This window comes from Klebsiella sp. CN_Kp066 (assembly GCF_040065135.1).
Taxonomy (GTDB): Bacteria; Pseudomonadota; Gammaproteobacteria; order Enterobacterales; family Enterobacteriaceae; genus Klebsiella; species Klebsiella oxytoca.
This window is the reverse complement of sequence record NZ_JBEAIU010000037.1, coordinates 84714-109570: the sequence shown is the minus strand read 5'-3', so window position 1 is coordinate 109570 and position 24857 is coordinate 84714. Positions and strand designations below refer to the sequence as shown.

Sequence of the window (24857 nt, the reverse complement as noted above, 5' to 3'; positions counted from 1 at the left end):
ACTGCGTCAGATTTATATTTTTAACTACACGCGTATCTCATCAAGCTGACGATTGATATCGGTCACGTTTTTGTCCGAGATGGGATAAACCTGGATAATGATCATTGAAATAATCGCCAAAGCAATCGGGATCCAAACTGCGGTCATTATAATCCCCTCGATTGCGCTGGCACTTTGCCGGGCGCCGGTTTCATTGAAGCCATAAACGGCCAGCAACCACAGAGGAAACGCGCCGCCGATAGTAAAGCCAATCTTAAAAAAGAGCCCCATAATAGCGTTAATGATGGCAGCGTTTCGTTTGCCCGATTTTAGTTCGCCATATGCAATCACTTCCGGCACCAGCGCCCACATGAAGCCGGTCGCTGACGTTAAGCCCCACTGTTTAATAAATGTCGCGATGTAAGCAAGCCACAGCGCATCGTGCATACCCTCGCGCGACCAAATATAGGTTAATAATTCACCGACAATGAACATGGCCAGAAAAAGATGGAAGAACCCTTTTTTGCCAAAAATTTTCTTGAGTCGCGGCCAGAAAATGGGGAAAGCAATGCCCGGAATAGAGGCGACCAGGCCAACTGCCCCCATCCATTCTGAATGGCCAACAACGTACTGATTGAAAAAGCCATTTACCGTGTTCATAAAAAACATGAACGTAAAGGCCAGCATAAAGAACAGTCCGAGAATAACCAGCGGGCGATTATGTTTGAGTTCAAGAAAAAGATCGGTGGTTTTGACGTTAGCCGTCTGTTCCGCTGTCGCCACCACACGTTCTTTGGTGAATTTATAGCAGATGAAAAGCGCCACCGCGCCAATCAACATATAAATTGAGTAAACGCCAAACCAGGCATAGTTCGCAGAAGGATCGGTATAGTTACCCAGATTGAGTTCAATACCAAAAAAACCGGTGTCCTTCAGGCTGCGATCTTTAGGCGAAGCCATTTGTACAAACATCGGGAACAGAGTATAGACAAGCAGGTTGGCGCTGTTGGCCAGCATCATTCGCGTACTGGTGAGCTTATCAATCGATTCCGGGTCGCGCGTCAGTGAAGCGTTAAGTGAACCATAAGGAATATTCACGAGCGAATAGACTAAATCCAGCGCCAGATAGATGATAAAAGCAAAAGGGACTGAACCGCGGACGCCGGGGATCGGGGCAAAAAGTAAAGCGGAAAGGATCACCAGCGGCACGCCGGCTCTGAGCAGCCAGGGACGGTATTTCCCGGCGTTCGATGTTCTCTTATCAACGAAAGTTCCCACCATCGGATCCCAAAAGACATTGATGATGCGGACAAAAAGAAATATAAACCCTGCCGTTGCTGTACTGATGGTATTGACCGTCAGCATGTGCAGAGCAAGAAAACCGCCAATTGTGCCAAAAACCAGGTTTTGAGCAAAGTCGCCCATCCCATAACCAATACGTTCCCCGCGAGTTAATTTATGATATTCGTCATGGCGACTTTGCATTATGTTTTTACCCATGCTGAGCAGACTCCGGCTTGCTGTGTAGATGTGTAACACTTTCTGACATAAATGATCTCGAAGAATCTATTACGTTTTTAAATTAATTTATTATGTTTTTTTACTTCTGTGATCATCAAAGCAAAGGCAACTCCAGAGTATGTTGAGTCGCTACACAAAAATGCTATTCCGCCTGCGTTGGAATTTTCTAAAACCACCATTTTATCCCTTACAACTTGCATTCCTGCATAAAATGTACGCCAGATAGCTCCCCGAGTGTTAAATATATAAAGCTGTTATTTGCGAGATGGCTCACATTTGGGGCTTTTCTTAATCGCTGAGTGAAATAACGTAATTCAATGACCGGGCAGGAGAATAGAGGATGTGTCACAATTATTAATTTACTTTTCCCTTGATTTTGGCGTTTAGCATGCAACGGTATTTTGCGAGGGGCACGGTCAGCGTTTATACCACCAGCGCGGCGCTGTCGCAGTCGAGTCGTTACGGTGTTCCTGGCGGTAGCGCAGGTTAATACGTCCATCACTGCCGACGGGTGTTTGGGCGCTCCGCAAGCCTTGTGGACGCTTGCGCTGCAATAAAGGCATGCAGTCGAAAAGGAGAGGGACGGGACAATAACGTTTTTACCCATACTGTTTTGCATTTATGCAGCCGATGAAGACTTGCCGGGTATATGCCGCAATAATCGTAAGGATATATCCGCAGGGTTTTCCTTATACCCTATGAAAAATAGCAGGGGGCTGTTGGAATAAGGATATACGTTCCGTCGCAAATGCCTGAGCCGTTACTGAGTTCACTGCTGGTCAGCGAATTATCCTTAGGGTAGATTTATACGGATTAGCATAAATGATGACACGTTTATTAGGGAGGCGCGACAACCCGAATAGTGAAAAAACCTCACTGGCCGGACAAAATAAAAATTAAATTGCTCTCATAATAGCGGCATATTCTGCCTGCCCGGAATGGGATTGTTATTATCTGAATAAGATTAACCTGTCTTGAGATAAACATGACAATGATAAAAAACTTACATCAACGATGGCGGTTATCGCCGCTGGCCTTCCGCGACTATGACAACGGCAAGGACACTAGCGACAACCGTAAAACGATGGCGCCATCGTGCGGCCAATGTACTTCTGGAACGATGTGCATTCGACCTGGCTGGAAGCAAGCTATCAGCGCGTCGATTACGATCGGGGCGGCGATAACCGCGGCTGGAAGCTGACGCTGTCGCAAAACATCGCCATTGGCATGGGGGCGGAGAGCCGCCGGATGCTGCGCTTCTACGTCCCCGGCGGCCGGGTGGACAATAAGCACATCGCCAAAGTGAACGACAGCAGCGTCGAACGGCTGCATTCGTTAAACGTCGGCGGGATGTTTGAGGCGTGGTTCCAGGTCTGTCGGCATCTACGCGAACAGGCTGGCCTGCGCCGGCCTGTTCGCGGGTTCTGTAGACTTAATTCACCGTCAGGCGCAGGGCCAGATCCTGCGGATAGGGATCAAAGTAGTTCTGCGTCTGCAGGTAACGATCCGGGTATTCCGCCAGATAGTGCTTAAGCAGCGTTAGCGGTGCGAGGATCGGCAGCAGTCCGGAGCGATAGTTGAGGATCACGTCGCGTAACTCGCCGCGCTGGCGGCTGTTCAGCTGGTTACGGAAGTAGCCCTGAATATGCATCAGTACGTTGGTGTGATTTTTACGCGAGGCGGGCTTTTTCAGGATCGCCATCAATTTGTCGCGGTACGCCACAAAGAAAGCCTCCAGATCCTCCCATTCATGCAGCGAGGCAACGAACGGGCCAATTTCCCGGTAACCCGCCTGATGGTGAGCCAGCAGCTGAAGCTTATAGCGGCTATGGAAATCCAGCAGCCCACGGCGCGTCAGGCCACTTTTGTGCAAGCAGTTGAGCTCGTGCAGGGCAAAAACTCTTTCGACAAAATTCTCACGCAGCGCCGGATCGTGCAGGCGGCCGTCCTCTTCTACCGGTAGCCAGGGATATTTCTCCAGCAGCGCGGCGGTAAATAACCCTGTGCCTTCTTTACGTCCGCGATTGCCCTTATCATCATACAGCCGCACGCGCTCCATACCGCAGCTAGGTGATTTGGCGCAGACGATAAATCCCGACAGTTCGCCCAGCGTCGTAAGGTGGGCGCTGGCAAAATCGGCCATTTTCTCCGTTACGTCGTCGTGCGGAGCATGGGTGAAGCGCATGCGGATATCCCCTTCGCGAGTTTGGACCAGCCGCAGCGCAGGCCGGGGAACGGGCAGGCCGATCGCCATCTCCGGACAGACGGGCTTAAACGCGACCCATTGCGCCAGCTCATCCATCACGAATCCCATTCGCTTATGCCCGCCGTCGAATCGCACGGCTGCACCGGTCAAACATCCGCTGATCCCAATCAAAGGTTGTGTGCTCATGGCATAATCCTCTTTTATTGTGCTGTCCGGGTGAAGAAAAGGGTGACGGTGGCGACGGTAACGCCAAATTTCTTCATTTCCGTTTTGTTGAACAGATGCACGCCGTCCTGCAGGAACATCCAGTCGTCGAAATCGAGTAGCCAGCGGCTACCCTCGGCTTTTACGTTCATGCTGTAGCGCCAGTGAAAAGCGTTGCCCGATGCCTGGCCAAGCGCCACGCCGGTAATATCGCCAGCGGTGCCTTGATAACGGTTGTCGTCGGTGCGGCGAATGCGCCATACCCGCTGCTGCTTTTCGCCATCATCGTAGACAAAGCGTTCATGTAGCGTCAGCGTGTCGCCAACAACCTCACCGTCAATCTCAACATGAAAGCGGCGTAGCTGCTTGCCATGGCGATCCTGCACCATCCCCCATGCTTCGGTTTTACCCTGAAAATAGTGGAAGATATCCAGCGCCGGCTGCTGCTGTCGATAATCGGTCACTTCGGCGCTGCAGCCCGCCAGCGCCAGCATCAGCAGCGCGAGGCCAAGGGTCAAAATGCGTTTCATGATGTTCGCTCCGCGGTGAGCTGCACGACGCTGATGGTGCGGGCGTTAAATCCGGCCTCACAGTAGCCGAAGTAATAAAGCCACATGCGGCGGAAACGTTCATCAAAGCCAAGCTTCTCGATATCCTGCCAGGCGTGGAGAAAACGCTGCCGCCAGTGGGCCAGGGTACGGGCGTAGTCCGGGCCCATATCGAACAGATCGCGCATCACAAAATCGGTATGGCGCGTCATCAGTTCGTTCATCACTGTAATGCTGGGCAAAAATCCACCCGGAAAGATATAGCGCTGAATAAAATCCACGCTTTTGCTGTAGCCGCGATAGCGCTGGTCCTGGATGGTGATTGCCTGGATCGCCATCCTGCCGCCCGGACGCAAGCGCGCCTGACAGGTGCGGAAAAAAGCCGGCAGATAGCGTTGGCCCACGGCCTCAATCATCTCCACCGACAGCAGCTTGTCGTACTGGCCGGTGAGATCGCGGTAATCGCAGAGCAGCACGTCGACGCGATCCTGAAGCCCGGCGCGGGCAATCCGCGCTTTGGCCCACTGAAACTGTTCCTGCGACAGGGTGGTGGTGGTGACCCGACAGCCGTAATGACGAGCGGCGAATTCGGCCATTGCCCCCCAGCCGGTACCGATCTCCAGCAAATGATCGCCGGGCGTAAGCGCCAGACGCTCGCACAGGCGCGCCATTTTGGCCCGCTGGGCCTGGGTGAGATCCTGACCGTCATCGGTAAACAGCGCGCTGGAGTAGAGGAGCTCGTCGTCAAGAAAGCGGGCGTAAAAGTCGTTGCCCAGATCGTAATGGGCGGCGATATTCACCTTCGCCTGCGCGCGCGAGTTGCGGCGCGTCCAGTGGCGCAGTCGTTCTACGGGCTTGCCCAGTAGCCGGAAGCCGCGCTCCAGCCGCCCCAGCACCTGGCCGTTGCGCGCCAGGATCTGCAGCAACTGCGTCAACTGCTGGCTCTCCCATTCTCCGTCCATCCAGGCCTCCGCCGCGGCAAGGCTGCCGCCAGTGAGTAAGCGCCAGTAGACGCCCGCGGAGAGGACCTGCGCGTCGGCGCGTAACGTCGCGGCGGGGTCGCCAAAGTGAAAGGTCTGCGCCCCTTCGCGAACGGTGAGCGAGCCTTCACGAATGCCGCTCAACAGACGAAAGAGCAACCAGCGCGCGATACGTACGTTGCGCGGGATATCGGGCTCAAGCGCAAAAACGGGATCGGTCATGAGCGTTCACTCCTGCTGACAGGATGGTTGTACAGCGGCACGCGCTTGAGCCACAGCCGTAGCGCCTGCCAGTAAATCGCGAGAACGGTTTTCAGCGTCATCAGCGGAATGCGCAGCAGCAGCCCTCGCAGGTTGGCCCGGGTTAAGGGTTCACGGCTCAGGGCCAGCGTGGCATCGAAGACTTTTGCCGTCTGATGGTTCTCAATATGCATATGCAGCGTTTTACCGGGCCGGTTGAATCGCCAGTGATAGACCATGTCCATCGGGTTAAACGGCGAGACGTGAAAGGCCTTATCCAGCGGACGCGTCCGTTGGCCGTCCACGGCGTAGTAATGCCGTTCATTCCACGGCGTGTTGCGCACTTCTGCCAGTACCCAGCGCAGGGCGCCTGCGCCGTCATAGCAGTAGTAAAAGTTGACCGGGTTAAAATGAAAGCCCAGATAGCGCAGCTGGGTCAGCAGCATAACGCGGCCATCCGGACGCGCGCCGGTCAGGCTTTCCAGCCGATTCAGAACCTGCGCTTTCAGCGGCGTACCCAGCGGGTAATCCGCATCGTAAAAAGAGGCGGCAGCAAAACTATTGCGGCGGATACCCACTTCGCTGAGCAGGTCCAGTTCATCCAGATCGAGCCAGGCCATGAAGATGCGATAGCGAAAATGGTGCGCTTTCGGCTGGAGACGGCGGTGGCGTAATACCCCTTCATACAGGCAGCTGTTCATTTCAGCGATTCTCCGTCGCGGCGATGCCGTTGACCACATCGAGGGCGCTGCGCACGCCATCTTCATGGAAGCCGTTATACCAGTACGCGCCGCAGAACCAGCTCCGCTGGCGGCCGTTGATCTCCTCGCGCCGCAGCTGAGCCGACCCGCTTTGTGGATTAAACAACGGATGTTCATAGACCATACGTTTCCAGACGAAGCGCGGGTCCACCGGCGTCGGCGGATTGAGGGTGACGCAGAACAGCGGGGCGTCGGCAGGCAGGCCCTGAAGAATATTCATGTTGTAGGTGACGCAGGCGCTGGCCTGATCCTGCTCGCTCAGGCGATAGTTCCAGCTGGCCCAGGCGCGCTTACGCACCGGCAGCCAGCGGGGATCGCTGTGCAGAACAACCTCGTTGCGCTGCCAGCCGATATCGCCCAGAATCTCGCGTTCGGCGACGGTGGGTTCCGCCAGCATGGCCAGCGCATCGGCCGAATGGCAGGCGAAGATCGCCTGATCGAAATGCTCCTCTCCCGTTGCCAGTTGCAACGTCACGCCATCCTGACCGCGGATAACGTTTTGCACCGGCGTATTGAGGCGGAGGCTCAGGCGATCGCCAGACCGGACAAGCAGGGCGCGGACGTATTCGCGCGAGCCGCCGGGCACCACGTACCACTGCGGACGCTGGCGGATATCCAGCAGGCCGTGATTATCAAAGAAGCGTAAGAACAGCGCCAGCGGGAAGCGACGCATCTCCTGTAGCGACGAAGACCAGATAGCGGCCCCCATCGGCAGAATGTAGTGGCGCGCAAAAAAAGGGCTAAAGCGGTGGCGCTCGAGGAAGGTCTGTAGCGTGGCGGCCGGGTCGAACGCGCCTCCCAGAGCCTGCTTCGCCAGCCGATTAAAACGGACGATTTCTCTCAGCAGACCCCAGAAGGCCGGCTTAAGCAGATTGCGTCGCTGGGCGAAAAGCGAACTCAGGCTATGACCGTTATACTCCAGGCCACTCTGCGGGTTATGGACCGAAAAGCTCATTTGCGTTTTTTGGCCGCGGATCCCCAGCTCGCTCAGCAGGCCGATAAAGTGCGGATAGGTGCGATCGTTATACACAATGAATCCGGTATCGATGGCCCACGTACCCTGCGGCGTGGCGATATCCACCGTTGCGGTGTGCCCTCCCGGCGTGGATGCAGCTTCGAACAGGGTTACCTGGTGTTGCGCGGCAAGACGCCATGCGCAGGTCAGCCCGGCAATCCCGCTGCCAATAATCGCGATTTTCATGACCGTACCATCCTGCGTAACAGCTTGCGTTGAAGACTTTCAGGAAGCCCGGCCAGCAGGCGCAGAAGCAAACAAAAGCCAGTCGGGAAGGCAATACGATCGTGACCTTTCGCCAGGCCGCGGCGAATGGCTTTCACCGCCTGCTCCACGCTCACCTGTCCAGGCATTGAAAAATCGTTCTGACGCGTTAGTGGGGTATCAACAAACCCAGGCGAAACGACCGTGACGGCGATCCCTCGTGGCTCCCAGTCCAGGCGCAGACTGTTGGCAAACCAGGTTAGCGCCGCTTTCGATGCGCCATAGGCCTCGGCCCGTGGAAAGGGCAGCCAGTGCGCCATCGAGCTCACCAGCACCACGCGATTCCCGGCTGACAGCTGCGACTGAAGCGCTGCCAGGCAGTTCACCGGCCCGAGAAAATTGGTGGTGATGACTCTTTCAACCAGCCCGGCATCAACCATGCCGCGATCGAGGTACTCGCAGGTCCCGGCGCAGAGAATGACCCAATCGGCGCGGCAGTTAGCGAGCGTCTGGCGACAGGCATCTCTGTCCGTCATATCGAATGAGAGGACGCGGATGTTGGGGCTGTGCTGCTGTAGCGCCGCCAGACGAGACGGATCGCGGCCGCAGGCAATGACAAGATGACCATCCGCAGCAAAGGATCTGGCGAGCCCGGCGCCAATGCCGGAGCTGGCGCCGGTGATCAGAACCGTCATCATTTCCGCACCCTCCGCTTGACGCCGCGCACCGCCGATCCCAGCAGGGGAAGATGTTCATACAGCATCTCTCCGGCGTCGTAGTAGTCACGCTGATGAATAATGCGTTCGTCCTCAATGGTGACCGTTGAACATCCCGCAAGCTCTAGCGCCGCTCCGCCGGCAAGTCGCGGATGCGACCAGTGCATGGTCCAGGCGACGGCAAAGCGTTGACCGGCGCAGAGCGGCGCATCGAGGGTGAAACGGCAGTGATCCACGTTAGCCAGCAGGTGTGAAAGGTAATCCTGGATTGCGGCCAGTCCCTGATGTTGGCCAAAAGGATCGATCAGCACGGCATGGGCATGGTACAGCTCGGCCAGCGCTGAGGGCGGCTGGGTATCCAGCGTGGCATAGTACGCGCTAAAACGACTGATGGCGGACGACGAGGGACGCATAGGTCACTTCCTGAGTAAACAATGTAGCATAGTTAAAACTTACACAATTAATAATATTTGTCCAAGTTTTGGTGAAAATATTTTTTATTGTTGTTATTTATCATGTGGTTATTATTGAAACTTTGATGCGTGGTTCTGGAGGCGTTAGCGAGAAAAGAGGCGTCTGCGAGCGGGTGCGAAAAAGTTGCACGAAAAAGCAAAGGGGGATTTTTGTTGGGGCGATACTGAGGGACCTGTTCGCTGCGCCACGGGGTGTGGCGCATGCCATTACAGCGCGATAATCTCCAGCGAGACAACCTGCTGCTGCCAGCGTTCAATCTGCCTCTGCCGGGCAGGCGAGAGTTTACCGGTCGTCACCAGCAGCCATTTGCGTTCTGGCAGGATCTCCGGTGCAAGGGTTGCGGGAGGGGTGGGAAGGACGTCGATGCGGTGACCCTTGCCGGTGCGCTTGAGCGCTTCAAGCCAGATTTCGCAGGCGTCCGTCAGGTGCCAGCCGGTGATCAGATAGTTATCGCCGGGCGCTTTTTTGTCCCCTTCGAGGCAAAAGGAGGTATAGGCGATAATGATGCCATCGAGGATTTCGCGCAGCGTCATGATTGCCGGGACATTGGCGGAAACCTGGCTACGCAGCGGGCGCAGCACTTCGGTGACCAGCTCGGGGCGGGGATATTCACGACCGGCGTCGTAAATCAGCTGGCGCAGTGATTCGATTTTTCCCTCTTTCAGTCGCTGCAGCATGCTTTCCTGCAAGGTGAGCCAGTTATTTGTCCGTCGCGCGCCGGGACGGGCCAGCAGGGGCTTGACCTGGCTGACCGGCACCCCTTTTTTGACCCAGTCGAGAATTTTGAGCGCCTGCTGAATATCGTCATCGCTGTACAGACGATGGCCGCCATCGGTACGCTGTGGCTTAAGGAGGCCGTAGCGACGCTGCCAGGCGCGAAGCGTGGTCGCGTTAATGCCGCAAAGCTGCGCAAATTCACCGATGGAGTAGGTCATAAGGTACACCTGATAATCAACAATACTCTCAATAATATACTACGAATAGCGGCGGGTTGAATGGCTTGCCCCGTTTACCCGCCGCCAGCGTTGCCATCGCTCAGTGAGCGGAAAAAGCATACAACCCATAAATCGCCGCCATCCCTGCGATGCTGACCATCGTACTGATGACGAACCAGGTCCTGAACGGCTGCTTCTGCGTTTTATGGCGGAACAGCCTTTGGCCCGCTATGGCTCCAGCCCAGCCGCCCAACAGGCCAAATGTCAGTAAAGTGGCCTCGGGCACTCTACGCCAGGCCCTGCGCGCCGCCATTTTATCCACGCCATAAATCACCAGCGTCAGTACGTTAATCAGCAGCAGCCAGACAGCAAAGGGCCAGGAGGTAAAAAAGCTACCGATCGCTGCGAAGATCAGTAGCAGCCAGCAACACCGGTTGAGATGCATAATATGAGCCGCGGTTATTTTTCAGCGTGAATGCAAGCCGCATTATACGCATTACCCGCGACGAGAAAACTCCGCTGCTCGTATCGGATTCCGTGAGCTTATTTCGCCGGTTGACGGCTGGTGAGCAAAGTCATACCCACCGCGGCAAGCAGCAAAATGCCGCTTAAGCCAAACGCGCTTTGCCACCCCAGGCGGTCGAATGCCCAACCTCCAGCAGTTGAACCCAGCGCGATCGACAGCTGAATGACGGCGACCATCAGGCCGCCACCCGCCTCGGCATCATTGGGCAGGGTCCGCGCTATCCAGGTCCACCAGCCGGTTGGCGCCGCCGTCGCCAGCATTCCCCATAAGCTTAACAGTACGGCAACGGGCCAGACGTGGTGGCCGACCAGAAGCAGCGTTGCGGCAATCGCCGCCATCAGCAACGGGAGGGTGATTAAGGTCTGATAAAACCGGGCGTTGAGGAGCGTCGAAACGCACAGAGTGCCGATAAAACCCGCGACGCCGATAGCGAGCAGAATCAGTGACAGACCTGAGGTGCTGATATGGGTTACCGTTTCCAAAAATGGCCGCACGTAGGTAAATAAGGCAAACTGGCCCATAAAGAAAAGTCCGCAGGCCAGCAGGCCGATGGCGACGATGGGGCGGCTGAACAGACGAAGCAAAGCACCGCGTGGCCGACTCGCTGTGGCGCTTTCCATCGCTGGCAGGCTGACGCACTGCCAGATGAATGCAGCTATCGCCAGCGGCACGAGGCAGAAAAAAGCGCCGCGCCAGCCGACGGTGGCTCCCAGGTAGCTGCCAAGCGGCGCCGCTACGACGGTTGCCAGCGCGTTACCGCCGTTGAAAATCGCCAGCGCACGGGGAACCTGGTGCGCCGGCACCAGTCTGATAGCGGTGGCCGCCGACATGGACCAGAAGCCACCGATAACGACGCCAATCAGGGCTCTTCCCGCCATATAAACCGCATAGTTGTGGGCGAGGGCAACAATCATTCCCGACGCCGCCATCAGCACCGTCAGCCCCAGCAGGAGATATTTACGATTCAGACTGCCGGCAAGGTCAGAGATGGTCAGGCTGGTCAGCACCGCCAGGGCGCCGGAAATCGCAATGCCCTGGCCTGCCAGCCCCTCGGTGATATTTAACTCTCTGGCAATCGGCGTCAGCAGGCTGACCGGCAGAAATTCGGAAGCGATAAGGACAAAAACGCACAGCGTCATGGCAAAGACGCCGCCCCAGTGGGCGGGGGGTTGAGGGTGTGGTGTATTACGACTCAATATGGACATGATGGACATCTCTGGATATTTTTTCGGCCAGATTCAGGCCCTGCCGCAAAGGACGCCTGGCATGGAATAGCGGCAAAAAAGGCGGTGAAAAGTCATGGGCGCGAGGGTCAGCCGCCCGCAAAGACGGGCGGCTCGGGGGCGTTATCTCAGGCTGGTTTTGAAGAACTGTTCAAATCTGGCAAACGGGATTTTACCGGCCGCATTATCATACAGATCGACATGGTTCGCGCCGGGGACAATGACCAGCTCTTTCTCTTTACTGCCGATAGCCTTGAAAGCGTCTTCGGCAAAATAGCGTGAGTGGGCATTTTCACCGGTTACGATCAGCGTCGGGATGGTGACTTCATTGGCATAGCTCAGCAGCGGCATATTCATAAACGACAGCGGCATGGTCGCGTTCCACGCGCCGGTTGAGTTGACGGAGCGGGCGTGGAAACCGCGCGGCATGCGGTAATAATCAAAGAACTCTTTCAATACCGGGTTCGGGTTGGCTGGCAGGGTTTCCGGCAGGATACGATCGCCCGCGCTGGCGTTGCCTTTCTCATCGACATAAATGTCATGTCCGCCCGGTGCGAAGGTACCGTTTTCCGCATCTTTCCAGCGCTGCGCGTTCAGATATTGCAGTACGGCGCGGCGATCGGCGGTGGTATAACGATCTTTACCGTCGCCAACGCCGTGGCCCATCGCGCGGCTCATATCGTACATAACGCTGGTGGCCACCGCTTTGACGCGGGTATCCATCGCGGCATCGTTCAGCGCCATGCCGCCCCAGCCGCAGATGCCGAGCAGGCCGATTCGGTTGCGATCCACTTCGTTTTGCAATCCTAAAAAATCCACCGCCGCGCTGAAATCCTCAGTATTGATATCCGGCGAGGCGACGTTACGCGGATGACCGCCGCTTTCCCCCGTGTACGAAGGATCGAAGGCGAGGGTGACAAAGCCCTGTTCTGCCAGGGTCTGGGCATACAGCCCGCTGGACTGCTCTTTCACCGCGCCGAAGGGGCCGCTTACGGCAATCGCCGCCAGCTTGCGCTCGCCGCGATCTTTAGGGATGTAGAGATCGCCGACCAGGGTGATCCCGTAGCGGTTCTGGAAGGTCACCTTGCGGTGATCGACTTTCGCGCTTTTCGTAAAGGTTTTGTCCCAGGTTTCGATCAGCGAAACGGGCGCGTTCGGATTGGTTGTATCGGCATAGCTCATGGTTGTTACTCCACTTAATGATGCGCATAGCAGCATGGCTGGCATGACGGCCGTCAGTTTTCTGGTGAACGCTTTCATCAATATTTCCCCTAAAACAGGTTCCTGATACAGGTTTCATACGGACAACGCTGCTGTGCTTTGTTGCAGTGCGCTGATTATAGTTAGCAGTCAGAGTGCTGATTAGCGGGGGGAAAGTGCTAAGATTCATATCAAATTGTGATAAATAGCGAAACGGTAGCGGGGAGAATGATGGCGAGGCGGGAAAACTATAACGATCTTTACCTGTTCATGCTGGTGGTGCGGGAAGGGAGCTTTACCGCCGCCGCGCAGCGGCTTGGGCTGGCGCAATCCGGCGTCAGCCGCGCCGTACGCGAACTTGAAGAAAGGCTCGGCGTACAGCTTCTGGTGCGCACGACCCGTAAACTTTCACTTACCCAGGCCGGCGAGCAGCTCTATCGAACGGTAGAAGCGGGCTTTGATGCATTGGATTCGGGGCTTTCCACTCTGGCGTATTATCGCAACACGCCTTCCGGCACCGTCCGCATTAACGCCAGCCAGCATGCGATTGATAAAGTCCTTCTGCCGAAGCTGGCGGTGTTCAAGCAGCGCTATCCTGATATCCGGCTGGAACTTATTAGCGAAAGTCGGTTTGTCGATATTATTGCAGAGCGGTTTGATGCCGGGGTGCGTCTTGGGCCGGAGGTCGGCGGCGGCATGGTCGCAGTGCGCATTTCGCCCGATATGGAGATGGCCGTTGTCGGCACGCCCGAGCATTTTCGCCGCTACGGTTTCCCGCAAACGCCAGCGGATCTGGTCGTCCATCCCTGTATCGCTTACCAGTTTGGCGACGGTAGCCTTTACGCCTGGGAGCTGAATGAGCAGGGTAAAAAAATTACCCACCGGCCTCAGGGGCAGTGGGCTTTTGCCGACAGCTATATGGAAGCGAAAGCCGCCCGCCTGGGACTGGGCCTGGCCTATGTTCCGCAGGAGCTGGTCGCCGACGACCTGGAGCGGGGCGCGCTTATCAGAGTCCTGCAGCGTTACAGCCAGCGGCTGGAAGGCTCTTTTCTCTATTATCCTCATCGCAACGTCTCCCCCGCGCTGCGGGCGGTGATAGATACATTGCGAACTTGAGCAGGTACGAGGATGCCTGATACGGGAGACGTGCACGAGGAGAGGAGCGGTGGCCGCGGCGGTCAGTGACCGGCGCAGCGCCGAATGCGAAGTTATTAGAGAAATAAGGGTATGTATTTTTAATGTTAAATGTTGTGGTTGTATTTGTTAATTTTTGCGCCAGTTCCTATAATCATCGCCCAACATGTTAGTAGGGCTAAGCGATGAAGTTATTATCTACGGAGCGCACCGATATCTGTTTACTGGCGCCCGACCATGCACGGCATTTACAGGATTATTTGCTGGAAAACCGTTCTCACCTTGCGCCATTCGAACCCTTGCGAAATGACGACTATTTTACGTTAGACACTATTGCGCAAAGAATCAGCAGCGCGCGCAGAGAGTATGACGAAAAACGTAGCCTGATGCTGGTTTTCACCCTCAAAAATGAACCGCAAATCATCGGCAGTATCAACTTCACTAACTTTGTCTTCGGCGTTTTTCAGGCATGCTATCTGGGCTTTTCCCTCGATCGCGCCTGCCAGGGAAAGGGCCTGATGCGCGAAGCGTTAGAGCAGGCGATTCGGTACGTGCGTGAGAATTACGGGATACACAGGATCATGGCCAATCATCTGCCTGATAACGTGCGGAGCAGCAATACCCTTAAAAGTCTGGGTTTTGTGCAAGAGGGCTATGCGCACTCTTATCTGAAAATTAATGGTATCTGGCAGGATCACGTCCTGAACGCATTAATCTTTCCGGAATGAGTATCTGCTGTCGTGCCGCCGCCAGCCAACGCAGAGCCTATGGCCTGGCGAAGGTTTACTGACGGCACGCCTGTCCTGCTGTGAATTAATCCTGTTAATTTCACCCAGGAGGACGGTATTAAATTTGTTTTTCACAATAAGCTCTCTAACCATTCGGTAAACACCCGAACTTTGCGGGAAAGATGGCGGTGCGGATACAAAAGTGACAGTTTGCGATCGGGGGTAGGATTGTCGGGTAAGACTTCCACTAACAGCCCCCGGTCGAGATAAGGCTGTAAAAACACGTTCATCCCCTGGACTAATCCCAGGCCTGCCAGCCCCGCAGATAAATAGGTTTCTGAGTTATCCACGACCAGCTTACCGGGAAGCGTCATTTCAACGGGGCCTTCTGGCGTGGTAAACGTCCACGGCATGCTTTGTCGGCTGTTGCTGTTAATCCAGTTGATCGCCTGATGCTGCTGTAAATCCTCCAGCGTGTTCGGCGCGCCGTAGCGGGCAATATAGGCCGGGCTGGCGCAGGTCGTCATTTTAATATTGCCCAGCTTACGGGCGATATAGTCTCCGTCATCCAGTTCCCCGACGCGAAGCAGGCAGTCAAGACCATCGCGCAGCATATCTCTCCGGCGATCTGAGCTACTAAGAATGATTTCGAGGTCAGGATGCTGGCGATAAAAATCAGGAAGCCTGGGGACAACCAGTAAAGTTGCAAAAGCGATGGGCATATCAACCCGCAGCTGGCCGCGCAGTACGCGATCGGCGCCAAAAGACTCCAGCAGCTCATCCGCCTGGGAGAGTAAAGGTTTACTCCGTTGATAAAACGTTTCCCCGTCAGGCGTCAGGCTAATGCGACGCGTGGTTCGCTGCAGCAAACGCGTACCGCAGTGCTGCTCAAGCAGCTGTAAGGCTTTCGTCACGGCGGGGCGATGAACTTGCAGGTTTTCTGCTGCCTGAGTAAAGCTGCCTGATTCGACAATTTCAATAAAAATTCTTATAGATTCAAAGAGATTTAATTGCATGGCTGGATTCTTTTGCCTGATGCCAGAGTAGATATTGTTATCAATTTTATAATAGTGATGAACTTTTTTAGCTATTTTTCTAAATAATCTAACGTCATACACTCCTTCCAGCAAAAACGACCCGCGCCGTAGCGCCACTGCGAAGGATAATCCATTATGAAAACTAACCGTATCTGCCAGATCCTGCATATTGAAAAACCGGTGATTCAGGGCCCTCTCTCCTGGTTGACCGATGCCCGTCTAGTCGCCGCAGTCAGCAATGCCGGGGGACTTGGCGTACTTGGCCCTAATGCCGGATTAACCGCCGCGACTGCGGTATCAACGCCCGAAGAAACCGCTGAAAAAATGCGCGAAGAGATTCGTAAAACTAAGCAACTGACCGAAAAGCCTTTTGGTGTAAACCTGATCCCCTCTCCAGACAATGACATCTGGACTCCACCCATTCTGCAGGTAATTAAAGAAGAGGGCGTCAGCGCTGTGGTTTATACCGGCTACGGTGAAGGGGCGATCATACCGTCGTTATTTAATGAACTTAAACAGGCGGGCATTGCTATTATTTATCGCGATATCAATCCAACGCCTGAAAATACTCGTCTTGCTGAAGATGCCGGCGCCGATATCATTGTCGCGACCGGTTTTGATGAAGGGGGAACCTTGCCGGGCACCGCGCTGGGTACTTTTTCAATCGTGCCGCTGATTGCCGATGCGGTGAAAAATATTCCGCTAATGGCTGCGGGTGGTATTACTGATAACCGCACCGCCAGAGCGGCGCACGCATTAGGCGCAGAAGGGGTATTTGCCGGTTCGGTGTTTATCGGAACGGAAGAGAGCAGGGTACCGCTGTCGATTAAAAACAGAATTATTGCCGCCAACGGTCTTGATTTGCTGCTGTTCCGCACGCAGCCGCACTACTATCGCTCCCTGCCGGGCAGGCTCGCTGAAACTTTGGTCGCAATGGATAAGGCCGGCGCAAGTCATGAAGAGCTCGGCAGAGCAATGGGGGGATTGCGTGGCTTGCGTATTGGCATGCTGGAGGGGAATGCTGATGAAGGCTATATCTCACTCGGTACGGGGATCGGCACTATCCGCAGCATCAAAAGCGCCGCCAGTGTTGTGAACGAGTTAGCCGTAGGCTGAAAACCGACGCAACAAAATCATGACGGGATCTCGTGGATGCCAAACCCCGTCATGGCATCACGCACCAAACGCGCCGTCAATGGTCTGCATGGCTCCTAACGAGGCTTTCGGGCCTGCCAGCCCCGCGACCATTGTTGCGACTTCTTTGGGACGACTGTGGTGTTTAATAAATGCTACTTTTGAGCCATGAGGCAATATCCTGGGTAGGTATATTATTTTGTGCATTCCACGTTTTATTCATTGGCCACCACATACCGTCTCCCCTGGCAAAAGCTGCGCGATAGCGAAGCATTCCATCGTCCGGGTTTGAACGTAGTTGTTCCAGTAGAGTGGGCAAAGTGAGTACCTTTTTTGAAAAGCATTTTTGAGTTACCCGCTCAACGGTGTCCGCCAGTTTTCTATAGGAAGTGGTTTCTCCGGCGATAAAGATAACTTCATTTCTCACCCGCGGTTGTTGCAAATAAATCGCGGTGGTCAGACGGCCAATATCCGCGGGTGTTGTTACGGTAACCTGGGTATCCCAACTGCCGAGGGCATTAATCGTATTTTGCGATAAATTCACCACGTCGAAGGCAGGCTCGAAAAGGAAACTGGTAAACATACCGGTCGAAATAATCACCCATTCTGTGGCGATTTGTTCCCGTAATAATGTTCTGACATCATACTGTTCGTCCCAGACGGGTTGACCGCTGCCTTTTCCGACTACATCGTAATTTACGCCAAACTGCCAGGGAAAATAGCGCTTCACTCCGGCCTCCAGTACCGCACGGGTAATCTTTATCTGGGTTCCTGTGCCAGCAATAAAGCCCATGCAGTTGATGACGGTATCAAACTCTGCAAACGGGCCAGTTAACGATGCAACCGTACCAGCGGCTACGTCGCAGGCAATAAATTCTGCCCCTGCCGCCGCCAGTTGTTGATGGCTAGCAGAAAGCAACTCCCCCCGATCGCCCCACGATCCTGGCGACACGATAGCCGCGACGGTACCATTTTGTCGCTTGACCGCCGGGATTAATGAGCTGAGTACGGCTGCTCCCAACTGTCCCGCTCCCAGCACTAATACCTTTTCACCTGCATTAATATGAGATTCTCTCATTCTGACTCCTTACTGATCAGATCACACTATCGATTGGGTTTACGGAAGTTTAGGTCGATCAGCTACATTCGATAAGGACTCAACATTGGGTTAAACTGTTCGCAAATATAGAACAATCGCGTGGGGGAAGGGGCAAAATGGATAAGCTGGAATCAATGCAGGTCTATGTTTGCGTGGTGGATTCACACGGGTTCGCCAGAGCGGCTGAGGTGCTGGGGCTGCCGCGCTCAACGGTATCGCGGGTGATTAAAGAGCTTGAAGCATACCTGGGAATTCAGCTTTTACAGCGTACCACCCGTAAGCTTAGCGTGACGGTAGACGGCCACAGTTATTATACAGAGTGCAAAAGGCTTCTGGCTGAGATCGCCACCCTGGAGTCCTCTTTCCCCGGTAGATTTGCGCAGCCCAGAGGACGCTTTAAAGTGGGTATGCCGCAGTCCCTTGCCCGACATTGTATTATCCCAGGGCTGCCGGAATTTCTGCAGCAGTATCCCGGTCTGGATATCACGATTTGTTCAAGCGATGACGTAGAAGATATTATTCAGGAAGGGTATGACTGCGCGATACGAACGGGCAGAATCGACGATTCGACCACTTTGGTTGCCCGACAGCTTGCAAGCTTTCGCTGGGCGATTCTCGCTTCTCCAGACTATATTGCCGCTCATGGTCGGCCGGAAACTCTTGACCAACTGGAACAGCATCGCGCCGTTGGCTACCTGAACCACCGTACCGGTCGGAGTATCGAGTGGCATTTTTTGCTTGCTGAGGGGGATTATGCCCTTCGCATGAAAGAGACGCTGGTCGTCGACGATACGGATGCCTACATTCAGGCAGGAATACAAGGGCTTGGGCTCATTCGGGTTGCCAGCTATCTGGCTAAGCCGTACCTGCGCAGCGGCGAGCTGGTCTCCTGTCTGGAGAACTTCTCTTCCGCTTTGCCCCTTTCGCTGGTTTATCCGCAAAACAGATACCTTCCTCCTTCGGTACGGGTCTTCTATGCGTGGAGCAAAGCGCTGTTACAGCAGGCGGTCACTGACGAATGATCGCTATCCAGTGCGTTAATATCCGGGCCATTAAGCCGCGATTATGTGAGCGCCGTAACCTTGCTTCCGCCACGCGAGCAAAATAAAACTTGCTATCAAACTACTTTTGTGCGATCAATAGATGGTTGATTTACTCCACAGATCCAGTAATGAAACGAGTAGTAAAGCAGTTCTCATCTCAAGCGTTATCCATCGATAATCCTTCTTTAGAGTCTCCTTTTCGTTATTAATTAATTCTGTGAAGCCAATAGTGTTAAGTTTTTTGAACCTGCGACAACGATGACGGTCTAAGCCCGAGTAGACAAGTTCAGAAGCTGACGCGAACGGTGATAGCAAAAGTGGTAGTTTTAGTACCGCCGTTTAGCGTGAAAAAGTGCAAAAGAGATATCGCTATCCTGAAAGCACGCAACTTTTTATTGAAATTTACCGAACATTACGTGCCCTGAGGGCAAATTAAGCAAACAACAACATTAAAAAATCGCTGGTGCAGTAATAGAGCTCAATCTGGACTAAGCTTCAGAGGCATCTATCAGAAGTAATGACAATGAGTCATTGTTATTCTCAACCATTCAGAGCAGCGCGTTGACGCTGTAACAGAAAGCCGGGAAGGTGATTTCTGTGAATGTTCCTGCGGTAGAGAATGTTGTAGCAAAAAGAGGCTAACATCATGATTGACCACATTCATTTCAGGTGCCCATGCTGTCATGGGTCACAGTACAGAACATCGACTTACGATGTGTCTGAAAAAAATCCGTTTGGCGCGAAATGCATTTTTTGTAAATCGGCAATGATTACATTCGATAATATCGCCCCGCATATTGCCAGAAACTCGGCATCGCTCGAGTTACGCAAGTAACCTGGCGGCCCTGAAAGGGGCCATTAATCTTAAATTATTCAATATTGTCACCCTTTTGTCACTAAGCTGCCTGCGGGCGGCTTTTTTGTGTAAAAAAATCGCTTACGATTCGCAGGCGAAAGCATTATGGCCATAATTACAGTACATAACTGGTAGCACCGGCATCCGGAAAAGTGTGATCTTGATCAATGTTGCCTGCCCGTAATGCCATTAAAAATGAGATAACAAAAATAAATGTAATGGATTAATGGTGATTAATATGGCGATTAAAGAGTTTTTTATTCAGACACAACCGGAAAGGCGCCGTTATGGCGTAGCGCTATTTGTCGGGGTGGTTGCAGGGATTATGTCTGCGTTCGTTAAATGGGGTGCGGAAGTTCCTTTACCCCCTCGAACCTTTTCCGGTGGCAGGGATGAGTTTAATCCGCCGTATCTTTTCTTGCGCGACTATCTGGGAATTGACCCCACGCATACGGTATATACTTTTTCCGAGCATGTCATTAATCCGGTTATGGTGACGCATATTATATTCTCTCTGGTGTTTGCGGTGGGATATTGCGTTGTTGCTGAAATCTTTCCGAAAGTCAAATTATGGCAGGGGGCGTGGGCAGGGATTGTTGCTACCATTGCCGTTCACTGGATCTCATTTCCGTTACTGGGCCTGACGCCTTCCTTATTGAATATTCCTGCAGATGAGTATATTTCGGAGTTAGTGGGGCATATTTTTTGGTTCTGGGCGATTGAGATGATTCGTCGCGACCTTCGCAACCGCATTACTCACCAGCCTGACGCCGAAGTGCCTCTGGATGCGCCCTTCAGATAATTGGCTCCGCAGGAACCCGTGTTTCCACGGGTTCCTGTGGCCAGGACTTTCAGACTAAACCAGAGCACGCGGCATTGTATTCAGCGCGAAATTGAGGATCTTTTCGCCATCAAATGTAGCGTAGGGCAAGCTTTCAATAACAGCAATTTCTTGAGGTAAATGCAACGCAGCAATAAATTCGGCAATTTTATACTGAATATGTGGCGCGATCAGAACGCCATCAAAGGCGGGGGCGATGCTAAAGAAGTTTTCAACCCCAACGGCGCTGATTAAGAGATCGCATTGTCGGTCATCAGCTATTATTTGCATCCTTCGGGCAATAATACCTGCCGTTTCGCCGAACAGACAGCAGATTAGTAGTTTTTTCACGTTTTAACCCTCGGTGAGTAACCGTAGCTACCTTATTCCTCTCTGATTATCGAAAATGCGCGCTGCATCAATTTTTCACGGCAATTTATGCAGATATTTCTTGTGTCTGAGAGCATCACAGATACGTCAATCGACGGCCTCTGTGACGCTGTGAATGGCAGGAGGTTAACGCGCAGACTACTTTATTTTCCGTGAAATTACGAAGCGATCGCCAACTCGCGTAAGCTTTGCTCCATGTGTACAGTATTCAATAGCAAAATTGAAGAACTCATCGGAGTCGAGCTCGAAATCCAGTTCTATTTTAACGGTATCGTCGGACTGCAGTAGCTGCTTTGCCTGTTCCAGATTGCTGGCTTTTAACATGGCCATCTCTTCACCTCGTTTTAGCGCTGGTGGGATCCGGGGTTTAGCTTACAGCCTTTATTTTACGTTACCGTGACATGACTATTACCTGAACTTCTGCCGTTTGCCCACGGAAATCATCGCTATGGCTGAGCCGATAGCGATGGTATTAAGTACATTCTCAATCAACGTTATTGAAGTAGTCCCGCGCCGCCGCCTCAACGTTCTTTGCATCAATGCCCGTTTTCTCGGTGATAGAAGCAACAAACGGCTTGAACTTCTCCGTCATCACATGGCCGCCATCCCAGTGGGCAACATAAAAGCGGCACTGATAACGATAAAAGTGGAGAGTCTTATCTCCTAACGTGTAATACATATGAATCTCCAGTTCAGTATGTCGGGTGGACAACAGCAGGTTATGTACAAAGAGCGCATCTACGGATTCTATCCTCCTCCCAAATTGAGGAAATTTCCAGCGCGCAGTGCAAAACCATCTGGAATACGTAGGCCCGGGAGTGGCCTGCCTGCGACAGTCATGGTCTCAGGCAGAATTTTACGTCTTTTTATGTTTTCGCCTCAATGTTTGCCGGGCGGCTTGATAAACTCGGCTGAAAAATTAATACTGTATATAAACACAGTATTGATGTGGGAGGATCTATTATGATGTTCAATAAACCGGCTGAAATGCGTGAAATCTTGTCGATTCCGATGTTTAGTGACCTTGTGTCGTGCGGCTTTCCCAGCCCGGCGCAGGATTACATCGAGAAGGGGATAGACCTCAATGAGCTTTGTATCAGCCATCCTGCGGCAACCTATTTTGTTATGGCGACCGGCATGTCGATGGTGGATGCCGGCATTTATGAAGGTACGTTGCTGGTGGTGGATCGCGGCCTGAAGGCGAAGCATGGTGATATCATCATTGCCGCTATCGGCGGCGAATACACGGTTAAACGCCTGTGTACGCACCCCACGATGCAACTGCTGCCGATGAATCCGGATTTTCCGCCGATTGTGCTGCACAACGACGGTGAAGAGCTGGAGATTTTTGGCGTAGTCACTTTCAGCATCAACAGGCTGCGCTGATGTTTGCCCTGGTCGATGTGAATTCATTTTATGCCAGCTGTGAAATGGTCTTTCGTCCTGATTTACGTGGGCGCCCCGTGGTGGTGTTAAGCAATAACGACGGCTGCGTAATCGCGAGGAATCACGAGGCTAAACTGCTGGAGATCCCGATGGGCGCGCCGTATTTCAAAATGAAATCACAGTTTGAGCGTCATCAGGTGGCGGTATTTAGCAGCAACTATGCGCTTTATGGCGATATGTCCCAGCGCGTTATGACCCTTCTTGAGGAGCTGTCTCCCGCGGTGTATCAATATTCCATTGATGAAGCGTTTGTGAATCTCAGCGGCATCCATCGCACTGAGGAGCTTGAAGCATTCGGGCGCCACGTGCGAAGTACGCTGCTGCAGTGTACAGGATTGACGGTCGGGGTCGGGATCGGGCCGACGAAAACGCTGGCCAAGCTGGCTAATTATGCGGCCAAAAGATGGCCAAAATTCGAGGGTGTTGTCGATCTCTCTTTACAAGCCAGGCAGAGGAAACTGTTGGCGAAGGTTGCCGTCGGCGAAATCTGGGGGGTGGGGCGGCGCATGGCGAAAAAGCTGAATGATATGGGAATTACCACGGCCCTTGAACTTGCCGAAATGCCCGCTTCCCTCATCAGAAAACATTTCAGCGTGGTGATGGAACGCACCGTGCGTGAGCTACGAGGTGAGTCCTGCCTTGAACTTGAAGAGTATATGCCCACGAAACAGCAAATCATTAGTTCGCGTTCATTCAGTCAGAAGGTAAGCGAATATGGGCCGATGCGCGAAGCCATATGCAGCCATGCGGTACGCGCGGCGGAAAGGCTGCGCGCGCAGCATCAGTATTGCCGCTATGTTTCGGTATTCCTGAAAACCAGTCCTTTCGCCGGCAATGACGTCTATTACGGTAACGATGCCGGGACAGAAATTCACATTCCGACTCAGGATAGCCGGGATATCGTTGCCGCAGCGGTAAAATGCCTGGAGACTATCTGGCGGGAGGGACACCGATATCAAAAGTGCGGTGTGATGCTGGGTGATTTCTTTAGCCGGGGCGTGGCCCAGTTAGGCCTGTTTGATGACTATCGCCCGCGCGCCAACAGCGAACAGCTGATGGAGGTGCTTGATTTTGTGAATCGGCGTGAAAAAGGTCGGCTCTGGTTTGCCGGGCAGGGGATTACGCGTAGTTGGGAGATGAAACGGCACAGGCTGTCTCCAGCCTACACCACCCGGTTCAGCGACCTGCTGCGGGTCAAACTGTAAGCCAGTATGAACGGGCGCTTTATTCGCTGCCGCACGCTGTCGCCAACAAGCCCTCTCGGATACCCCGGTCAGCGTAACGCCGGAAGCCAGCGAAGAGAACTTTCCCGGAACCGATGCAGGCGCACCGACCCGGGAATCCGCCATCAGACAGCTAGCGCAGCGCTTACTTCAGACCCGCCAGTTCCTCTGCGGTCAGCGCTAAGGTTTGCGTCGTTCCGCTCTCGGCCGATTTTACCGCGGCTTCCAGCACAGCCATTACCGCCAGCGCCTCTAACGGCGATACCGGATTGTTGATTTTGCCGGTCAGCGCATCGCGGACGTGAATATAGTACTGGCGCTGATCCCCTTGCGGGGCGCTGATTTCACGTGACTGCAGGTCTGCATCGTACAGGACCAGACTATCGTCGTCTTGGCCCCACTCCTGGCTCCCCGGCGTCACCCCCGCCAGCAGCTGGCTCTCCTGCCGATCAGCGCGCTGTTTAACGACGCTGCCTTTATCGCCATGAACGGTAAAGCGCGCCACCCCACCTGCCACCAGCATGCTGCAGTGCAGAACGACTTTATGTTGCGGATAGTTGAGGACCACATGCGCCCAGTCGTTGATTTCCGCGCCTTCACGCAGGGTAGCGATATTTCCCTGGACCGACTGAGGCAGACCGAATAGCTGTAGCGTCTGGTCGATCAGGTGCGGACCTAAATCAAACCACAGGCCGCTTCCCGGTACGTTCTGCTCCCGCCAGCGGACACGTACTTCCGGGCGGAATCGGTCGAAATGGGACTCAAAATGTTTCACTTTGCCGATAAGCCCTTGTTCGATAACCTGCTTCACTCCCAGATAGTCGCTATCCCAGCGACGGTTATGGAACACCGACAGCACCCGCTGTTTTTCCTCCGCCAGCGCAATCAGTTCGCGGGCCTCCTGCATATCCAGGGTAAACGGTTTATCGACGACGACATGTTTACCGGAATTTAAAGCCAGACGGGCAAGGGGAGCGTGCGTCGCGTTAGGCGAGGCGATGACGACCAGATCGACTTCCGGATGCTGAATCGCCGCTTCAGGCGATGCGATGACGGTGACGTCCGGCAAGTCGCGTTTGACTTTCTCTTCATCGCGCGAGGCGACAATCGCCAGATTCAGGCCTTCGACGGACTGAATCAGCGGCGCATGGAAAGTCTTGCCGACGAAGCCGTAGCCAATCAGGGCAATATTAATAGTCTTAGCGTTACTCATAA

General features: G+C 53.8%; 26 protein-coding genes and 2 pseudogenes. 9 read left to right on the top strand and 19 right to left on the bottom strand.

Going from position 1 to position 24857, the window contains the following annotated elements:
- Nucleotides 1-24: 24 nt before the first annotated feature.
- Nucleotides 25-1464: an MFS transporter gene (locus ABLV75_RS14680; RefSeq protein ID WP_163470950.1), complete on the bottom strand. Its 1440-nt coding sequence runs from the start codon at nt 1462-1464 to the stop codon at nt 25-27.
- 1066 nt (nt 1465-2530) lie between these two features.
- Here ABLV75_RS14680 and ABLV75_RS14675 point away from each other — a divergent pair.
- Nucleotides 2531-2868, top strand: a pseudogene (locus ABLV75_RS14675) (carbohydrate porin); the annotation flags it as partial.
- Nucleotides 2869-2932: 64 nt separating this feature from the next.
- Here the strand turns inward: ABLV75_RS14675 and ABLV75_RS14670 are convergent.
- The 11 genes from ABLV75_RS14670 to ABLV75_RS14620 form a co-directional block, all read right to left on the bottom strand.
- Nucleotides 2933-3892 (bottom strand): DUF523 and DUF1722 domain-containing protein, encoded by a 960-nt coding sequence (locus ABLV75_RS14670; RefSeq protein WP_024274071.1) that lies wholly within the window; start codon nt 3890-3892, stop codon nt 2933-2935.
- Between the two features lie 14 nt (nt 3893-3906).
- Complete coding sequence (locus ABLV75_RS14665; protein ID WP_265815932.1) at nt 3907-4440, bottom strand: DUF3833 domain-containing protein; 534 nt, start codon at nt 4438-4440, stop codon at nt 3907-3909.
- The gene (locus ABLV75_RS14660; RefSeq protein ID WP_265815933.1) at nt 4437-5660 is read right to left on the bottom strand and encodes a cyclopropane-fatty-acyl-phospholipid synthase family protein; all 1224 of its coding nucleotides are present in this window, start codon (nt 5658-5660) and stop codon (nt 4437-4439) included. The genes ABLV75_RS14665 and ABLV75_RS14660 overlap by 4 nt, the downstream gene beginning before the upstream one ends.
- Complete coding sequence (locus ABLV75_RS14655; RefSeq protein ID WP_004101529.1) at nt 5657-6379, bottom strand: DUF1365 domain-containing protein; 723 nt, start codon at nt 6377-6379, stop codon at nt 5657-5659. The genes ABLV75_RS14660 and ABLV75_RS14655 overlap by 4 nt, the downstream gene beginning before the upstream one ends.
- Before the next feature lies 1 nt (nt 6380).
- Nucleotides 6381-7640, bottom strand: coding sequence for an FAD-dependent oxidoreductase (locus ABLV75_RS14650; RefSeq protein ID WP_017146024.1), 1260 nt, complete (start codon nt 7638-7640; stop codon nt 6381-6383).
- Nucleotides 7637-8356 (bottom strand): SDR family NAD(P)-dependent oxidoreductase, encoded by a 720-nt coding sequence (locus ABLV75_RS14645; RefSeq protein ID WP_004101533.1) that lies wholly within the window; start codon nt 8354-8356, stop codon nt 7637-7639. The genes ABLV75_RS14650 and ABLV75_RS14645 overlap by 4 nt, the downstream gene beginning before the upstream one ends.
- Nucleotides 8353-8787: a nuclear transport factor 2 family protein gene (locus ABLV75_RS14640; protein WP_004101535.1), complete on the bottom strand. Its 435-nt coding sequence runs from the start codon at nt 8785-8787 to the stop codon at nt 8353-8355. Before ABLV75_RS14640 ends, ABLV75_RS14645 begins: the two co-directional genes overlap by 4 nt.
- Nucleotides 8788-9054: 267 nt before the next feature.
- A complete protein-coding gene (locus ABLV75_RS14635) occupies nt 9055-9783 on the bottom strand; it encodes a MerR family transcriptional regulator (protein WP_049127904.1) in 729 nt (242 codons plus the stop codon).
- A 100-nt stretch (nt 9784-9883) separates the two neighbouring features.
- Nucleotides 9884-10228, bottom strand: a complete 345-nt coding sequence (locus tag ABLV75_RS14630) for a DUF1294 domain-containing protein (RefSeq protein ID WP_016807654.1) — start codon at nt 10226-10228, stop codon at nt 9884-9886.
- Between the two features lie 98 nt (nt 10229-10326).
- Nucleotides 10327-11514 carry an MFS transporter gene (locus ABLV75_RS14625; protein WP_182205014.1) on the bottom strand — a complete coding sequence of 396 codons (1188 nt, stop codon included), beginning with the start codon at nt 11512-11514 and terminating at the stop codon, nt 10327-10329.
- Between the two features lie 141 nt (nt 11515-11655).
- Nucleotides 11656-12792: an alpha/beta hydrolase gene (locus tag ABLV75_RS14620; protein WP_016807767.1), complete on the bottom strand. Its 1137-nt coding sequence runs from the start codon at nt 12790-12792 to the stop codon at nt 11656-11658.
- Between the two features lie 171 nt (nt 12793-12963).
- Between ABLV75_RS14620 and ABLV75_RS14615 the strand changes: the two genes are divergently transcribed.
- Both ABLV75_RS14615 and ABLV75_RS14610 read left to right on the top strand, forming a co-directional pair.
- On the top strand, nt 12964-13848 hold the full coding sequence (locus ABLV75_RS14615) for a LysR family transcriptional regulator (RefSeq protein WP_004101545.1): 885 nt from the start codon (nt 12964-12966) through the stop codon (nt 13846-13848).
- 203 nt (nt 13849-14051) lie between these two features.
- Nucleotides 14052-14594, top strand: a complete 543-nt coding sequence (locus tag ABLV75_RS14610) for a GNAT family N-acetyltransferase (RefSeq protein ID WP_004101547.1) — start codon at nt 14052-14054, stop codon at nt 14592-14594.
- A gap of 131 nt (nt 14595-14725) precedes the next feature.
- Here ABLV75_RS14610 and ABLV75_RS14605 read toward each other — a convergent pair whose 3' ends face one another.
- Nucleotides 14726-15610, bottom strand: coding sequence for a LysR family transcriptional regulator (locus ABLV75_RS14605; RefSeq protein WP_348855006.1), 885 nt, complete (start codon nt 15608-15610; stop codon nt 14726-14728).
- A gap of 156 nt (nt 15611-15766) precedes the next feature.
- Between ABLV75_RS14605 and ABLV75_RS14600 the strand changes: the two genes are divergently transcribed.
- Complete coding sequence (locus ABLV75_RS14600; RefSeq protein ID WP_265784519.1) at nt 15767-16747, top strand: nitronate monooxygenase; 981 nt, start codon at nt 15767-15769, stop codon at nt 16745-16747.
- Nucleotides 16748-16804: 57 nt separating this feature from the next.
- On the opposite strand, the pseudogene ABLV75_RS14595 reads toward ABLV75_RS14600, so the two are convergent.
- A pseudogene (locus ABLV75_RS14595) lies at nt 16805-16915 on the bottom strand (oxidoreductase); the annotation flags it as partial.
- Nucleotides 16911-17843 (bottom strand): aromatic alcohol reductase, encoded by a 933-nt coding sequence (locus ABLV75_RS14590; RefSeq protein ID WP_348855004.1) that lies wholly within the window; start codon nt 17841-17843, stop codon nt 16911-16913. The gene ABLV75_RS14590 and the pseudogene ABLV75_RS14595, both read right to left, overlap by 5 nt.
- A 137-nt stretch (nt 17844-17980) precedes the next feature.
- Between ABLV75_RS14590 and ABLV75_RS14585 the strand changes: the two genes are divergently transcribed.
- The 3 genes from ABLV75_RS14585 to ABLV75_RS14575 all read left to right on the top strand — a co-directional run bounded on the left by ABLV75_RS14585 (nt 17981) and on the right by ABLV75_RS14575 (nt 20565).
- Nucleotides 17981-18886 (top strand): LysR family transcriptional regulator, encoded by a 906-nt coding sequence (locus ABLV75_RS14585; protein WP_324176564.1) that lies wholly within the window; start codon nt 17981-17983, stop codon nt 18884-18886.
- Between the two features lie 667 nt (nt 18887-19553).
- On the top strand, nt 19554-19742 hold the full coding sequence (locus ABLV75_RS14580; RefSeq protein WP_004101558.1) for a hypothetical protein: 189 nt from the start codon (nt 19554-19556) through the stop codon (nt 19740-19742).
- A gap of 259 nt (nt 19743-20001) precedes the next feature.
- Nucleotides 20002-20565 carry a DUF1440 domain-containing protein gene (locus ABLV75_RS14575; RefSeq protein ID WP_032704841.1) on the top strand — a complete coding sequence of 188 codons (564 nt, stop codon included), beginning with the start codon at nt 20002-20004 and terminating at the stop codon, nt 20563-20565.
- A 54-nt stretch (nt 20566-20619) separates the two neighbouring features.
- On the opposite strand, the gene ABLV75_RS14570 is transcribed toward ABLV75_RS14575, so the two are convergent.
- From ABLV75_RS14570 to ABLV75_RS14560, 3 genes are all read right to left on the bottom strand, one after another.
- Nucleotides 20620-20934, bottom strand: coding sequence for a PTS cellobiose transporter subunit IIB (locus ABLV75_RS14570; protein ID WP_324176565.1), 315 nt, complete (start codon nt 20932-20934; stop codon nt 20620-20622).
- 177 nt (nt 20935-21111) lie between these two features.
- Complete coding sequence (locus tag ABLV75_RS14565) at nt 21112-21303, bottom strand: hypothetical protein (protein ID WP_004112572.1); 192 nt, start codon at nt 21301-21303, stop codon at nt 21112-21114.
- 154 nt (nt 21304-21457) lie between these two features.
- On the bottom strand, nt 21458-21652 hold the full coding sequence (locus ABLV75_RS14560) for a hypothetical protein (protein ID WP_004101565.1): 195 nt from the start codon (nt 21650-21652) through the stop codon (nt 21458-21460).
- A 284-nt stretch (nt 21653-21936) separates the two neighbouring features.
- On the opposite strand from ABLV75_RS14560, the gene umuD reads away from it, so the two are divergent.
- A complete protein-coding gene (umuD, locus tag ABLV75_RS14555) occupies nt 21937-22359 on the top strand; it encodes a translesion error-prone DNA polymerase V autoproteolytic subunit (RefSeq protein ID WP_004101567.1) in 423 nt (140 codons plus the stop codon).
- Nucleotides 22359-23624, top strand: coding sequence for a translesion error-prone DNA polymerase V subunit UmuC (gene umuC / locus ABLV75_RS14550; protein ID WP_023320845.1), 1266 nt, complete (start codon nt 22359-22361; stop codon nt 23622-23624). The genes umuD and umuC overlap by 1 nt, the downstream gene beginning before the upstream one ends.
- A 163-nt stretch (nt 23625-23787) precedes the next feature.
- Here the strand turns inward: umuC and ABLV75_RS14545 are convergent, their stop codons facing one another.
- Complete coding sequence (locus ABLV75_RS14545) at nt 23788-24855, bottom strand: oxidoreductase (RefSeq protein WP_017146018.1); 1068 nt, start codon at nt 24853-24855, stop codon at nt 23788-23790.
- Nucleotides 24856-24857 lie beyond the last annotated feature (2 nt).